The following is a 15,367-nucleotide window of genomic DNA, read 5'->3' on the forward strand; positions in this document are numbered from 1 at the left end:
CAGGAAGCTATTTTTTCTGACCGGATTTTTTTTGGAATAATGCGCCTACGTTGTCGAAAAACAGCCACGTAGCGAGGATATGGTTCAGTTCAACATTATTGTAATCAGGCGGTTGATTAAATCTCGGCAATACCTGGTTCATGTAACCCACCTCCCAGCGCATCATATGACCAACCTGCATGCCCAATCCTGCATAAAAACGATTCTGGTCGAAGGTATGCTGACTGGTTACATTTTTCCCGAAGCCTATAAATAATTCATCAAACGTAGAAACATACCAGGTACCCGGTACCAGTTCTTTTCCACTCAGCGGAATCCAGGCCCGGAACATATATCGCAGACGCTGCTTAAAACTGTCGTCGCTGAAAAAGTCGGTATTACTCCCTGCCGGCACATGAAATCCGCTATTCACCGGTTTTTCCTGTCCATACCAGCGCAATTCATACCGCAACCGGTTGGTGAGGTATACCCGCCCGGCCCGGCTGCTGTATTGCACCTGGAAAGAACTCCTGATCTCTGGCTCAAACGTATCTTCCCCGTTGTAGTAGTTCCAGGTAGCCCAATAACCCATAGGCGATACAGAAAATTTCAACCCCGTAGCACCAAGATCATAGTGTATCCACGGACGTACCACCACCTGAAAAGGATTCGCCCAGGGATTGCCGTGCTGACCATTTCCAATATTTCTTTCGTTAGATGATGTTCTGAATTGTATATCCGTTTGCCAGGAAAAGGGACCATGTATTTTACCTACAATATCGCTTTCAAACCACGACATAAACGCAGGTACTGTTGTCCTCTTTTCGGCAGATTGACACGTTGCTTTCCGGGAAAACAAATTACCAGCTGCCAGTATCAGTAAAATGAAGATGTATCTGCCTGCGCTCATTTCCTATAAATTAAAGTAAAATGAGACGATTGCTGCAGTGGATTATGCCAGGAGAGTATAATGGGGAAGTGCGATATCTGTGTTAAACAACCCGCAAGGGTAATTTGTTCGGAAAGAAAAAGGGACCGCAAGCTGCGATCCCTTTTCGCAGGTCTATTCCTCTCCGCTGTTTTTCATTTTCATCAACAGGGAATAAGCATTTTCAGTGACTATCTTCTTATCACTGAGATCCGTTTTAATTTCTGTGAAACCACCATTGCTGGTGCCGGTTTGCACCGGTGTCATCACAAACTTATCTGCTGTAACCGCCACAAAGATGTATTGTTTGTTTTCCCATTTCACCACGGCATCATCCGGTACCGCACTAACATGAGCGTTGTCCATTTCAATTTCTGCATTCATAAACATGCCCGGTATCAACGACTTATCGTACTGATCAAAATGGCAATGCACTTCACCGGAACGGTTAGCATCTACATTGCGGGTAATGAGATGTACTTTGGCGCCGTATTTCTTACCTCCGTTAGCTGTTGTAAAACAGGTCACTTTTTGTCCTTCTGCCAGCTGTTGCAGATCGTTTTCAAACACGGTCAGGCTCAGGTGCAGATCTCCCGGGTTAATCAGCTCAAACAATACATCCGTCGGATTTACATACTTGCCTGTATTCACATTTACCCTGGTAATAAATCCGCTGATAGGTGCGTATAAATTAACGCTGCGGGTGATATTTCCTTCACTTAATTTATCGGGATTGATATTGATCAACTGAAGCTTTTCGCGGAGTGCACCCGCCATTACCTTTTGCGCTTCGTATTCACTTCTTACCTGTTGAAATACTTTATCGCTGTTCGCCTTTGACTCATTCAGCTCTTTCTGTCGCACGAAGTCGGCCTCCAGGAAACGCAGCTTGCTTTTGGCAATCAGGTAATCTTCCTGCAACTGGATATACTGTGGATCTTCCAGGGTAGCCATTACCTGCCCTTTGGCGATCTGCATACCAGGCAGCAGGTGCATACTTTTCAAATAGCCTCCGAGTGGCATACTTACCGATACAATATTCTGTGGAGGTACATCTACCACACCGTTTACTTTCAATACGGTATGCATGTTCCTGTTTTCCGCAGGATGAATAACAATACCTGCCGTTTTGATTTGTTCCGGCGTAAGCTGTACTTCATTGCTCACCGATGCTTCGGCCGTTTTACTTTCCGGCGCTTTATCCGCCGGTTTATTTTCTTTACAGGCCGGCAACATTATTCCCAGGCTGCATACTATGATGATGAATGTTTTCATACTACAGATTTTTATTGAATGCCGCTTAATTTTTCAATGGTAAAGGCAGCGTTATTAAGTTGTTCTATGACAGCAAAATAATTCGCCCGCATTTCGAGTGACTGGTTCACCAGGATCACCCATTCCAGGTAGCCGATTTCACCCGCCGCAAGACGCTTGTTGGCGGCTGCAATGATGCCGTTGGCATTACCCAGTAACCTCGACTGGTACATATTCACCAGCCGGGTATGCTGTGCATATACCTGCAATGCATTTTCCAGGGCCACATTCATTTGCTGCCTGTTGGCATCCAGTTCACGCTGTTGCTGCCGGATCAGCACATTGGTGGCTTTAATCCGCGACCGCTGCCCGATACTGAATACAGGAATACCGATACCTGCGCTCACAGAGGAAAAACGATCACCACCACCGAAATACTTCTCGTCGGCGCCTATACGCTGATAACCGATGATACTCGTGTTATTATATCCCAGGTTCAAAGTGGGTAGCAGTTTGCTTTTCTCCAGTTTATTTTCCTGCACACTGCGTTCTACCAATTGTTGTTGTGAAACAATCGCTGGTGCATGGGCTACCGCCCCTGTATCCGGCAATGCTGCAAGGTGATAGATAAGGCTATCTCCGGCAGGCACCAGTATTTCCGGGCTATTCAGCAACATCCGGAAATGATTCAGCGATGTTTCATATTCCGTGTGCAGCAACGCGAGCTGATTGGAAATCTGCAGCCGTTGGTTCTCTGCGGTTGATTTTTCGAGAATATCCACATCACCGGCATTGAAGCGTAACTCGGATTTCTGGAGAAAATTATGGTAAATGCTATCTGCCTGTAGCAATAACTTCTCCTTCTGCTGTAACACCAGTAGCCCATAAAACGCCTGTTTCACGGCTGCTGTCAGCTCCACTTCCTTTTGAAGCGTACTGGTTTTGCTCAGCGTGATATTGGTATTGTTGATATCCCGCTGGTGTTTATATACCGTCGGAAACTGAATACCCTGCGAGATCGTAAAGCGGTTATCATTGGCCACGCTGTTCAGCTTACCATATTCCACGCCTACGTTTGTTTTGTCGAAATCGAGGTGACTTTTATGCAGCGATTGATAGTATTCTTCTCCGATACGCGATGCCTGTATGTTCAGGTTGCTCTTCCGGGCCAGCGTCACCGCATCTTCCAGCGATACGCGCTGTTGTGCATGCAGCGCAGCAGGAGCAGCCATCAGTAATACAACAACAACTGCAAGGGCACGTTTACCAGGTTTGAAATAACCAAAGCCTTTTTCAAAGAGAATATAAAACACAGGTAACACAAATAAAGTTAAGATGGTAGAGATGATCAGTCCGCTGATGACCACAGTAGCCAGCGGCTTCTGTACTTCCGCACCGGCGCCGTTGCTCACAGCCATCGGAATAAAACCTAAAGACGGCACCAGGGCTGTCATTAAAACGGCACGGAGCTTAGTTTTGGTGCCATGTACTACTATTCGGCTCACATCTTTCCAGCCTTCTTTCTTCAGGCGGTTAAATTCCGATACCAGCAAAATTCCGTTTAATACCGCCACACCAAAGAGTGCGATAAAACCTACGCCGGCGGAAATACTGAAAGGCATATCACGCATCCACAGCGCAAGAATACCGCCGATAGCCGATAGTGGGATGGCCGTATAAATAAGCAACCCCTGTTTCACGGAATTAAAGGCAAAATATAACAGCATAAAAATCATAAACAACGCAATCGGTACTACGATCGACAAGCGTTCTTTAGCTGCTGTGAGGTTCTCAAAAGCCCCACCATACACAATATGATAAGCTGGCGGCAATTTGAGCTGTTGCGCTACCTTTTGTTGCAATTCCGTTACGATGGTCTGTACATCCCTGCCGTTTACATTGAATCCAACGATGATTCTTCTGCGGGTATTTTCGCGCTGGATCTGGTTCGGCCCCTCTGTTTCTTCCACGGTAGCTACGAGGTTCAGGGGAATCTGTATACCCTGCCGGGTGGGAATCAGGAGGTTTTGTACGTCAGAGAGATGTTGCCGGGCATCGTCTGCCAGTCGTACCACCATGTCAAACCGTTTTTCTCCTTCATATACCAGTCCGGTGCTTTGCCCGGCGAAAGCCGTGTTCACTACGCGGTTGATATCACTTACATTGAGTCCGTATTTAGCCATAGCGTCGCGGTTATAGCTGATCACCACCTGTGGCATACCGGTAACGGTTTCCACGTAAAGGTTGATAGCACCATCCACGCCTTTGATGATATCGCCCAGTTTGCCTGCGTAAAAGGCCAGCGAGTCCAGGTCTTCTCCAAAAATCTTACACACCACATCCTGACGGGCGCCGGTCATGAGTTCATTGAAACGCATCTGCACGGGAAACTGGAAACCTACGCTAACACCGGGTACCACCGCCAGTTCCTTGCTCATCTTCGCTGACAGTTCGTCGAAAGTATGTGCAGAGGTCCATTCTTTTTTATCTTTCAGGATCACCATCATGTCGCTGGCTTCCAATGGCATCGGGTCGGTTGGAATTTCTGCGCTGCCAATCTTGGTAACCACCTTTTCTACTTCGGGAAATTTCTTTAGCAGTATGGCGGCCGTTTTCTGCGTAGCGTTGATAGTGGTATTGAGGCTACTACCGGTTAACAGGCGCGTTTCCACCGCAAAATCCCCTTCTTCCAGTTCCGGGATAAACTCCCCTCCCATTTTTCCCAGGATAAACACCGCAATGGCAAACAATACCAGCGTACCGGCAATCAGCGATTTCGGGAATCGCATGATCCTCGTCAGCAAGGGCTGATATCTCCTTTCCAGCCAGATCATCATCCGATCGGCCAGTGATTTTTTATGACTGATTTTTTTACTGAGAAAGAGCGCGCTCATCATCGGTACATAAGTGATCGATAAAAGGAAGGCGCCCAATATGGCAAAAGCCACCGTGAAGGCCATCGGCTTGAACATCTTTCCTTCGATACCCTGCAGCGATAAAATAGGAATGTATACGATCAGGATAATGATCTGGCTGAAAACAGCCGATTTGATCATACTGCCGGTCGACGCATTTACTTCTGCATCCATGGTTTGCTGATCGAGTTTACCGATATTCCTGAAATGTTTGGAATGGGAAAACCGGTGCAGAATAGCTTCTACAACGATCACCGTACCATCTACGATCAATCCGAAATCGATCGCACCAAGACTCATCAGGTTACCGCCTACGCCGAACTTATTCATCAGGATAATAGCGAACAGCATGGAAAGCGGGATCACAGAAGAAACGATTAATCCGGCCCGCAGGTTACCGAGGAAGAACACCAGTACAAACACCACGATCAGTGCGCCTTCCACCAGGTTTGTTTCCACCGTTTTAATGGCGTTGTTCACCATTTTGGTACGATCCAGGAATGGTTCAATGACCACACCTTCGGGCAGGGATTTTTGTATCTCTGCTACTTTTTCCTTTACTCTTTTAATAACAGCAGAGGAGTTTTCTCCTTTCAGCATCATCACTACCGCGCCGGCTACCTCTCCTTTGTCGTTGAAACACATAGCGCCATAGCGGGTAGCGGCGCCCAGCTTCACTTCGGCCACATCCCTGATGAGCAGGGGCATGCCGTTGTCCAGCGATTTCACCACAATTTGTTCGATATCCGGGATACTGCGGGTAAGTCCTTCACTACGTATATACAATACCGTTGGGCCTTTTTCAATATAGGCGCCACCGGTGTTCTCATTATTTTTCTCCAGCGCTTCAAATACGTCTGCAATGGTAACGTTATTGGCTTTCAGCTGACCGGGCCTGACGGCGATTTCATATTGTTTCAGTTGCCCCCCGAAGCTGCTCACATCTGCCACACCGGGTGTGCCGAGCAATTGGCGGCGCACTACCCAGTCCTGCAGGGTACGCAGTTCCATGGGACCATATTTTCCTTCATAGCCCGGCAGCGGCCGTACTACGTACTGGTAAATTTCACCCAGACCGGTGGTTACCGGCGCCATTTCAGGGGAGCCGATACCGGCAGGAATTTCCTGTTGTACCTGTTGCAGTCGTTCACTGATCTGCTGCCGTGCCCAGTATACATCTGTTTCATCATTAAATACGATGGTGACCAGCGACAAACCAAACCGGGAAAAACTCCGGATTTGTTTCAGCCCGGGAATGTTACTACAGGATTGTTCTATCGGGAAAGTGATTAACCTTTCTACGTCAGGGGCTCCGAGAGAGGGAGAAACGGTGATCACCTGTACCTGGTTATCCGTAATGTCCGGTACGGCATCGATCGGAAGCCGGGTTACTTCAAAAGTTCCCCAGCCAATGAGTGCCAGTACAAAGAGCCCAATAATCAGCTTATTCTTTACAGAAAAGCTAATAATTTTATTTAGCATGTCCTTGTTCGTTAAATCAAATGGAATAAAATGCAGGATGGCGCCTGTGATAACAGACGGCCATTCATTTAAAAAATAGAAAGCGGATTAAGCCCGGGGAGGTTTGAACAACGCCTTCATAGTAGGCTCGGGCAGGTAATTATCTTTTAGTATGGGATAATCGATGAGAAGATCGCTGTAGTCCTGTTGTTTAATGGTAACCGTTTTGGCCAATGGCACAAAAGAATGGTGCAGGGCGTGAATATCTACAGTTTTATAGGGCAGTTGCTGGTCACGGTCGTCGTCATTATCATCCAGGTCGTTGCCCCAGTAGTGCATGCACAGGAAGTCCATCACGCTGATATGGCAATCCCGCTCCTGGTGTTCCAGGTAATGTGTTACCAGGTTTGGTAACTTCAGCAGTTGGTCGAAGGCCGTCAGATGAAATATGAATATGAAGAATAATATGTATGCCCTTCTTTTTTTCACAGGGGGCAAAGATAGAAATTCCGGCCATAAGTGCCGGCTCTTTTTGATAAGTGGGGATGGAAATGTTACTTTACCCTGGTTGCCAGATCATGGAATACGCCGGCCGTTTTCCACCGGTTGCGGTTACCGATCACATACAATACTTCTTTAGCGCGGGTTACAGCCACATTCAGTAGATTTGGCGGATCACCGGCCCATTGGCGGGCACCGTCCTGATCTTCCATGGTGGCCCCAAGGACAAGAATAACGGCTTCCGCTTCGCGTCCCTGTACCGTATGCACGGTACCTATCCGCTCCTGTGGCCATTTACCCGGATCATCTACCCAGCCATTAAGAATGCCCGCATCCCAAATGAGTGTGCGCAGACTGTCGGCAACTATCTTAAATGGCGTAACGATATATAACTCCGGCGGAATGGCCGACTGTTTGAGTCTACCCAGCAGTTCCAGCACGGCGTATCCTTCTTCCAGACACCATTTATCCGACGCAGTGCCTGTCACCTGTATCCAGGCAGAGGCGCCAAGGCAATCGCGTATGGGGGAATTACCCGGCCGTTTAGCGGTTACCATCAGATTCTCGTAGGCAATGGCATTTGAGATACTAAACATCGGATCATTGCAGCGGCGATGCACCAGCAACGGCATACCTGCTATGCGGGTACCTGAGCGGCCTTCAAACTCCGCATAATAACAGGTCGCCGCATCGGCCAGTGTTTGCGCGGAAGCTACCGGGGCATTAAATCGGTTGGGATCTGTTTTAAGCGAACGACAGATACCCTGCGTCAGTGCCTCCGGAAGTGTTACTACCGGAGGGATCTGCATCGGATCACCCACCACTACAGCATGACGGGTTCTCATTAATGCGCCTACTGCAGCCTGCGGTAAAGCTTGCCCGGCTTCATCTATCAGCAGCCATCCAAGGCTGTCCAGCGGCAGGTCCCTGAACATTCGTTCCACGGAAGCAAAAGTGGTGGATATTCCCGGGACGATTAAAAATAAGGAAGACCAAAGATCCGCCAACAGGGCAGCTTTCTTAATATCGGTCATATTGCCGTTTGAGAAAAAGTGCATGAGTGCACCCAGATTATGTTTCAACGGTTTAGCCGCAGCGTCAATAAACGCCTTGTGCACTTTCATTGCTGCGATGAAAACGTTGTCGCGTAACCGTTGTGTTTCCGGATCGCACCAAGGTGAAGACAGATGTTGCTCTCCATGTGGCAACTTGAAAAAATGATCATCTATCAACTGCATACCGCTTGTTGTACGCAGCTTTTCTATTTCCCGTTCTGCCTGCTTCAGGTTAGCAGCAGCATGCTTACTACGTTTTTCCAGTTTGTTGTGGTTGATGTCATATTCCATTATCAGCCGCTGGAGATGGTGAAAACTGTTTGCTGCGGCGGCCTGCTTTTTCTCAGCCAGTTGCAGCTGCAACAATTTCACTTCCCGCTCGCTCTTCCAGCGTCTTACGGAACTCGTATTAAACAGACGCGCCCAGAAACCAGGACGTAAGGATTCGTGTTGAGCCACTGCTATCCTGGCCTGTAGCACTGCCTCTTCTGCCTGCTGAAAGGCAGTGTTCAATGCATTCCATCCTCCAGCAGCTTCTTTCATTTGCCGTTTGGCCTCCTGCAGAGCGGCTTTTGCCCGCGCTGCCTTTTTTACCAGGGCCGACAAGCCCAATACTTTCTGCCGGATGCGCTCCAATGCAGCCAAACGCTCCCGGCTCTCATTCAACTTTTCCTCAAAATCAGCTCTTGCCGCTTTCCAGTTTGCCCGGGCGGCCACTTCACCTGCAGGCGCATGAGCCGTTGCAATGATGCGGGGTTGATGACGTTCATTGGGATCCACTCCATTATTGACAAACTGCTCAGTGCCCGCTGCCTCGGCGAGATAGGTAGACATCCCCACTTCCCTGTCCCACCAGAACTTTTCTCTGAATTTATTCCGGTTCTGCGCATTTCCCAACACCGCTGCTACCAGGCCCCAGCTCTCCTTTCCAAGTAATTCATCAGATAATGCAGTAAAGTAGCGGAGTTCTTCCGCATCCGCAGCAATAGCCTGCAAACCAGGTAATTCAGCACTCACATTTTCCACGGCTTTATTGTTGGAAGAAGCGATCAGCATCTCAAACCCTTTCAACCGTGCATCGAGTTTGTGTAATCTCAGAGTGGCGCTGTTGATCAGAATTTTTTCTCCAGATTCTTTAAAGGCCGTTGCCGGATCTTTAAAGGTACACATGGCTTCTGCACGGGCTGTAATAAGTCCTGCCATCATATCCCTTAGCAGGGTTGTCTTGCCGGTGCCTGGAGGTCCGTTTACTGCAATAATATCTCCTTTTTTCACCTCACCCAAAGCAGCATTAACTGCGGCCTGCTGTAGTAACACCAACGAATGTCTTCCCGGGCCAGGCCATCTGGCCGGAGGAATCCTTTCCGGCGCAATCAGTTGTTCCAATGCTACAGAATCTTTTAACAGCGGAGTACGGAATGGTGGTGGCAATACACCAAGATACCTTTGCAGGTTATTGTTGGCTGATTGCTGCTTAAACAAACGGATAGCCGTTTGCAGATCGCCAAGAAAAAAACTATTTAACAGCAGCGGCTCAGGTGCGCCACTTCTGACAGGTTGATAAGTACGGATCGCAAAACTTTTATGCTTTACGAATGACGCGGGGATCGCCAGGGCTTCGTGCAAAAATTGTCTTGCTGCTACGAGCTTCTCTGCCGTAAGTGGAAGCACCTCACCAGCTTTATCTTTTACATAAAGTAACTTGTGAAGCTCCTCACTCCATTTCTTTTCTGCGGCAGACCATTCCGATAATCTTTTCAAGTCCCTATCCAATGCAGGTTTCAATCCCCACCCAAAGCTGGAAATATTGCCGGCCGGCTCCCGGCAGGGACGGCCTTTATCATCAACGATCACCGTCGCCATAATAGCTTCTCCTTTTACCCCCGGACGTTCCGGGCGTTTGTCAGCATAGATCTCCAGAAGCGAATGGATAGCTTTATCAAAATAAATAGTGTCCAGTATCACCTGATAGTATGCACGGAAATTGGGTTTAACCGGCCCTTCTTCGCCTTCCCATGGAAGCGGCGTCACCCCTATAGGCACAATACTACTATAGGAACCGGATACCAGATCCCGTGGATCTGTGAATGTTTGTGGTGATAAAACTTCCAGGGCAATCCAGGAAGAAAGCACATTACCAGGGTTATCAGGAGGGGGCATTATCTGCGTCGTTTAGCCAGCCAAGATAAGCAATCATCTGCTAATAATTTTTCGGGAAGATGGTAATATAACAGCTATAAAATTGATCAATATAGTTCCCGGATACGACTATACGCCATAAGCCCTATTAACCGGTAAATGATGAACGCAGCAGGCGCTATTGCAGATCAATCACTGCACTATCTTTCGTAAAGCGGGTATCTTTTACTGCTGCAGTGCCATTAAACCGGTATTGCAGTCCCACTATTTCCGTAGGATAGTGCGGAAAATTAAGTTCTGCAGCCATGCTATCGTTCACAAAAAACTGTATGTGCCGGTCTTTTGCCACTACACGCAGTTTTACCCACTGCGACAGGTCGCAGCCAAACCGGGAGAGATCTGCATCCCGGCTACTGACGCTGGCGCCGGCGGCATAGAGCGACAAATCGCCCACGCATCCCTTGGCAGATAAAGGAATGATGATCACATCATCTTTACAAAGGATCAGTACTTCCACCCTTTGACAAGCGGCCGTGCCCTGTTGATAATCACTTTTCAGGGTAGTTTCAAAGGTAAAATGATCGTTACGGAGATCCTGGAATGATTGCACATAAAAGAACCGGACTGCTGGCGGGTTTGGCTGCAATGGCACGTGGTATTGTGCTAACAGCGCTTTGTCCACTTCGATACTGTTTCCTTTGACGACTTCTGTTTTCCGGAAATAGAGCGGTACTTCCGACGGCGGTTCAATGAGCGCCAGCCAGCCGCCAGAGGAGATCATAAGGTCATGTTCTTTTACAATCTGTTTATTCACCATTAATTTGGCGCGGAAATAACCCGGGTAGTAATAAATTGACGAATAATTTTTCTCCCGGGCCGACACGGCTACCTTGCGGCGCACATCCCAACTCTGTGAAATAAAAACGGAATCTGCGCCCGCCGCAGTGGCGTCATAACTAAAGATCACGGAGTTAGGCACCCCCTGCAGCATTATTTTGTTGCTGCTGAAAGTAAAATTTTCGGGAGATAGGGACCTGCCAGGTTTTGTATGGGATAACAGCAATGTATAAACGAGTGCAGCCAGCGGCAACAGTCCGAGAAGCCAGTAGAGCCAATAGCGGCGGCGGGCGGGTAACCCGTATTGCACCGGAGAGGAGTTCCCTGCCGGCAACGGTTCTGTTGCGTGCATGCCGGAGATGATGCCATCCGGTACCTGCACGAATGCGTTATTGCCTTCTTCCGGCGGCTTCCCTGCGTAAGCGCCGGTGGTTGTCGGTGTCCTTGTATGATCTTTCGGAGTAATGCCGCCCTCTACGTCCTGTTCCCGGGTCCTCTGTGGCATCTGCTCTTCCGCTACTCCGCGTTTAAACTCCCCCCAGTCGGCATACCCGACAAACTGCGCCAACGTATTCAGCGTTGTGGTGGCCGGCATATTCGTATACTTCAACTTTCCCCATAATCTTTTCAAGGTGGTCACACTGAGCGTAACACCGGTTGCCTCTTCTATAGCAATGCTGAGTTTTTCGATATCATAACTCGTCCATTCGCTGCTTTCACCGCGATTCAAGCGGGCTTCCGCCAGCGCCAGACACTTCCGTATATAATTTATTTCAAAACTATTATTCATTACCTGTTAGTCGATTGCCCGCTTGCACGGATTTGCACAGACTTGATGCGCGGATGATTCGTCCTGAAATTAGTTATTATTCAGCTTTGCAGACCTATCCATTCAAAATTAAAAAACAGGTCATGACAAAAACAGCCGCCGCGTATTTACTTTGCCTCTTTCCTTTATGGACTATGGCGCAGAAACGTCCTACTGCCATCCAGGTACCATTACAAGCGTCCAATTGGGAGTTCCGGCCCGGAGGAGTGGAATTTACCACGTATAAATCGGTGCCTGCCATGAAGATCCTAACGACGAAAGACTCGGCAGTATTGAAGCAACTGGATTTTACCAATGGTACCATTGAATATGATATGGAACCGCTCGATCCTTACTTCACTTCGTTTTATTTCCGGCGCAACAGCAAGGCCGAAAATGAGTGCTTTTATTTCCGGACTGCCGAAGCGGGAAAAGGCGATGCCGTACAATACGCTCCCCATCTTGGTGGCATCAATCTATGGGATATGCTGCCTGAGTACCAGTCGGCCACCTGGTTTGCGAAAGACCAATGGAACCACGTAAAACTCGTCATATCCGGGAAGCAGATGCGTGTATACGTCAATGATACCATCCATCCGGTATTGCAGGTTCCCCGGTTAGAAGGTAATACCACAGACGGCGGACTGGCATTTGACGGACAGGCAATTATTGCCAACCTGGTGGTGAAGCCGGCACAAACGGAAGCATTATCGCCGGATGCAGGCATCGACATTACCGATAATGACCCGCGTTATCTGCGTCAATGGCAACTGAGTACACCCATAACTACGCCCGTCAACCTGGATTTCAGCCTGGACTGGAAACCCGCAAAAGATGCTGCGTGGGAAAGTATATGGGCAGAAAGAAAAGGACTGATCAACCTCACCCGCAAATTTGGCGGCATGGCCGACCGTGCCCGCAGAATAGTGTGGCTCAAAACCAACATCCATTCCACGGTAGCACAGGTACGCCAGGTGAGCCTGGGTTTCAGTGATGAAGTATGGGTGTTTGTAAATGGTAATTTCGCCTATGTAGATAAAAACCTGTACAGTCTGCCGGCAATGAAACAACCTGATGGCCGTTGCTCCATCGACAACGCGTCTTTTTCACTGCCATTGAAAGCAGGCGATAATGAAGTGATGATCGCCGTGGCCAATAACTTCTACGGCTGGGGAATCATTGCCCGCCTGGATAAATTTGAAAACCTTACGTTCGGTAAATAACTTGTTTTCTGAACGGTATACTATGCCGGCCACCTGGAAAAGGTTGCCGGCATAGTATGCCCTACTGCATTATCATCTCCCGGAAAACTACCCTCCCTCCCCACTCAAAAAATTTCATCCAGAAATAAGCATTAAAATTGTGGTATTTCATATTGTTTCCAATAACTTTAGGTACCATGAAACAGACACTGGCAGATACCGAATTGACAGGTGCGGTACTACAAATGAAATATGCTACCACAGATCCTGATGGTAAATATTACGGGTACGACTTATCCTTTTTTGATGAAAGAGGAAGTCTGCTCAAATGGGAAGATTATACCGCCAGTCACGAGCTGGATAAAACCCTCCTCTACACTTTTGATGCGCAAGGTTGCCTGGTAGAGAAAACACTGACATCTGCTGCTAAAGGCAAGATCTATAAACACAATTATTTTGAAAACGGCGCGCTGAAAGACAGTACCGAATATTACAGCGAAGACACTTACTATACCAGGTACGATGAAGCCGGCAATGTGCTGGAATGCCTGCAAAACGGCGAGCCTATCCCCGTAGAAGAAGATCCGTATAATGAAGAATGGGAAACCGATACACATACCGATGCAAACGGTATCCGCACAGAAACTACCCGTTATTCCTCCTACGGCGCCTTACAGGAAATTACCCGCAGCAAATACAATGCGCAGCAACAATTGCTGGAAGAACACAAATTCAGAACTGCCACGGATCTTACGGATAATAACGCCGTAGAATTGACCCATTGTGAATATAATGCACAAGGACATCTCACCGCCAAAATAACTGATAAGATCACTGCTTCCGGCACTTCTGAAAGAACCATCCACCGGTATGAATTTACATACGACCTTCATGATAACTGGATAGAAAAAGTAGAAATCATGAATAACAAAGTAACCGGCTACCAGGATAAGGTTCTTTTTGTCCGGCGCAGAGAAATCCTGTACGCACCTTAAATTTGCACACATGTTATCGAACCGGCACCAGATCTTTATGGAAGTGGCCCATCAGAAAAGCTTTTCGAAGGCCAGCCAGGCTTTGTTTATTTCACAACCCGCCGTAAGTACACATATCAAGGGACTGGAAGAACAATATAAAACCAAGTTATTCGAAAGAAAAGGTTTGCAGATAGAACTAACGGAAGCAGGTCAGCTGTTATATAACCGCCTGCTCACCGTGCGGCATATCCAACAGGAAACGGAATTTGATATTTCCGTGATCCACGATCAGCAGCAGGCTACCGGTATGCTGAATCTCGGCGCCAGCACCACTGCGGCCCTGTATATCCTGCCAAAAGTAATGTCCGCCTTTCACCGGGAATATCCGCTGGTCGATATTTCACTGCTGAACCGCAACAGTGAAATTGTACTACAGGCACTGCTCGATAAAGAAATTAATATAGGCGTCACCGAAGAAAAAGGACAACTGAGCAATATTACCTATCAGCCTTTTCTGAAAGACCAGATCGTAGCCGTGTGCAGCCGCGATAACCCGCTGGCCCGCAAAAAGAATTACCCGCTGAAAGACATCCTCCAGATGCCCGTGGCTATCCGCGAACGCGGCAGTGGCACATTGGAAGCACTCAAGAAAGGTTTACAGAAAAGTAAGATCCGGTTAAATGACCTGAAAATAAAAGTCAGGCTCGGTGGCACAGAAGCATTGAAAAATTTCCTGCTGGAATCCGGTTGTGTAGGATTCCTCTCCACCCGATCTATCGCCAAAGAGCTGCAACATGGGGAACTGACCATCCTTTCCTTCGAAGGACTGCGGATAGAGCGCAGCTTTTACTTCATCCAGCGCAAGGGCGAAACCAGCGACCTCAACAAACGCTTTATCAAAATGGCCAGATCCATTTATAATTATTAATTATAGGTCATAATATTTTCATATAGCCAGGATTATAACGTTAGGGCTACATTTGAACCGTACAAAATAACCGGTTTGATATGAACATGCTTTTTTATTACGACGAACTGTACAAGGCAGCGGTAGAAAGAATTAATAAGCTGGTGGATATTTCTGTAGCGCAGAAGAATGCGCTGATCCAGCGGTTAAAAAGCCAGGCGCCTTTTCTGGCTACCACCACAGAAGATATTGATAATGTGTCTCAAAAGATGATGAACTCCCTGGGAATGATGTTATGCCCCGATGCGGCGGCTGATTTTGCGGGAGGCAGCAAACTGCTGGAAATGGAGATGCTGAGCAATGGCGAATAGCGGCTGCTATCGGCCATTGCCCGCAAAAAAATG

10 protein-coding genes are annotated in these 15,367 nt (G+C 47.9%); 4 read left to right on the forward strand and 6 right to left on the reverse strand.

Annotated features, from left to right (window positions below):
- Positions 1 to 7: 7 nt before the first annotated feature.
- From BMW79_RS28120 to BMW79_RS28145, 6 genes are all read right to left on the reverse strand, one after another.
- A complete protein-coding gene (locus BMW79_RS28120) occupies positions 8 to 889 on the reverse strand; it encodes a DUF2490 domain-containing protein (protein ID WP_089901137.1) in 882 nt (293 codons plus the stop codon).
- Positions 890 to 1,042: 153 nt separating this feature from the next.
- Positions 1,043 to 2,182 (reverse strand): efflux RND transporter periplasmic adaptor subunit, encoded by a 1,140-nt coding sequence (locus tag BMW79_RS28125; RefSeq protein ID WP_089901140.1) that lies wholly within the window; start codon positions 2,180 to 2,182, stop codon positions 1,043 to 1,045.
- Positions 2,183 to 2,193: 11 nt separating this feature from the next.
- The gene (locus BMW79_RS28130; RefSeq protein WP_089901143.1) at positions 2,194 to 6,558 is read right to left on the reverse strand and encodes a CusA/CzcA family heavy metal efflux RND transporter; all 4,365 of its coding nucleotides are present in this window, start codon (positions 6,556 to 6,558) and stop codon (positions 2,194 to 2,196) included.
- An 87-nt stretch (positions 6,559 to 6,645) separates the two neighbouring features.
- Entirely contained in the window at positions 6,646 to 7,026 is a 381-nt protein-coding gene (locus tag BMW79_RS28135; protein WP_143059288.1) for a hypothetical protein, read from the reverse strand.
- Positions 7,027 to 7,091: 65 nt separating this feature from the next.
- On the reverse strand, positions 7,092 to 10,253 hold the full coding sequence (locus BMW79_RS28140; RefSeq protein WP_089901147.1) for an AAA domain-containing protein: 3,162 nt from the start codon (positions 10,251 to 10,253) through the stop codon (positions 7,092 to 7,094).
- A 157-nt stretch (positions 10,254 to 10,410) separates the two neighbouring features.
- A complete protein-coding gene (locus BMW79_RS28145; protein WP_089901151.1) occupies positions 10,411 to 11,859 on the reverse strand; it encodes a hypothetical protein in 1,449 nt (482 codons plus the stop codon).
- Between the two features lie 122 nt (positions 11,860 to 11,981).
- Here BMW79_RS28145 and BMW79_RS28150 point away from each other — a divergent pair, with 122 nt between their 5' ends.
- The 4 genes from BMW79_RS28150 to BMW79_RS28165 all read left to right on the forward strand — a co-directional run bounded on the left by BMW79_RS28150 (position 11,982) and on the right by BMW79_RS28165 (position 15,334).
- Complete coding sequence (locus tag BMW79_RS28150; protein WP_089901154.1) at positions 11,982 to 13,100, forward strand: hypothetical protein; 1,119 nt, start codon at positions 11,982 to 11,984, stop codon at positions 13,098 to 13,100.
- Positions 13,101 to 13,276: 176 nt separating this feature from the next.
- The gene (locus tag BMW79_RS28155) at positions 13,277 to 14,074 is read left to right on the forward strand and encodes a hypothetical protein (protein ID WP_089901157.1); all 798 of its coding nucleotides are present in this window, start codon (positions 13,277 to 13,279) and stop codon (positions 14,072 to 14,074) included.
- A gap of 10 nt (positions 14,075 to 14,084) precedes the next feature.
- Positions 14,085 to 14,984 carry a LysR family transcriptional regulator gene (locus tag BMW79_RS28160; RefSeq protein WP_089901160.1) on the forward strand — a complete coding sequence of 300 codons (900 nt, stop codon included), beginning with the start codon at positions 14,085 to 14,087 and terminating at the stop codon, positions 14,982 to 14,984.
- Positions 14,985 to 15,064: 80 nt separating this feature from the next.
- Positions 15,065 to 15,334: a hypothetical protein gene (locus BMW79_RS28165; protein ID WP_089901170.1), complete on the forward strand. Its 270-nt coding sequence runs from the start codon at positions 15,065 to 15,067 to the stop codon at positions 15,332 to 15,334.
- Positions 15,335 to 15,367 lie beyond the last annotated feature (33 nt).

The sequence above is a fragment of the Chitinophaga arvensicola genome (genome assembly GCF_900110835.1).
GTDB lineage: Bacteria > Bacteroidota > Bacteroidia > Chitinophagales > Chitinophagaceae > Chitinophaga > Chitinophaga arvensicola.

Coding starts and splice junctions, on each gene's coding strand:
- BMW79_RS28120 (WP_089901137.1), bottom strand. CDS start 889: ATGAGCGCAGGCAGATACATCTTCATTTTACTGATACTGGCAGCTGGT.
- BMW79_RS28160 (WP_089901160.1), top strand. CDS start 14,085: ATGTTATCGAACCGGCACCAGATCTTTATGGAAGTGGCCCATCAGAAA.
- BMW79_RS28145 (WP_089901151.1), bottom strand. CDS start 11,859: ATGAATAATAGTTTTGAAATAAATTATATACGGAAGTGTCTGGCGCTG.
- BMW79_RS28140 (WP_089901147.1), bottom strand. CDS start 10,253: ATGCCCCCTCCTGATAACCCTGGTAATGTGCTTTCTTCCTGGATTGCC.
- BMW79_RS28125 (WP_089901140.1), bottom strand. CDS start 2,182: ATGAAAACATTCATCATCATAGTATGCAGCCTGGGAATAATGTTGCCG.
- BMW79_RS28155 (WP_089901157.1), top strand. CDS start 13,277: ATGAAACAGACACTGGCAGATACCGAATTGACAGGTGCGGTACTACAA.
- BMW79_RS28130 (WP_089901143.1), bottom strand. CDS start 6,558: ATGCTAAATAAAATTATTAGCTTTTCTGTAAAGAATAAGCTGATTATT.
- BMW79_RS28150 (WP_089901154.1), top strand. CDS start 11,982: ATGACAAAAACAGCCGCCGCGTATTTACTTTGCCTCTTTCCTTTATGG.
- BMW79_RS28165 (WP_089901170.1), top strand. CDS start 15,065: ATGAACATGCTTTTTTATTACGACGAACTGTACAAGGCAGCGGTAGAA.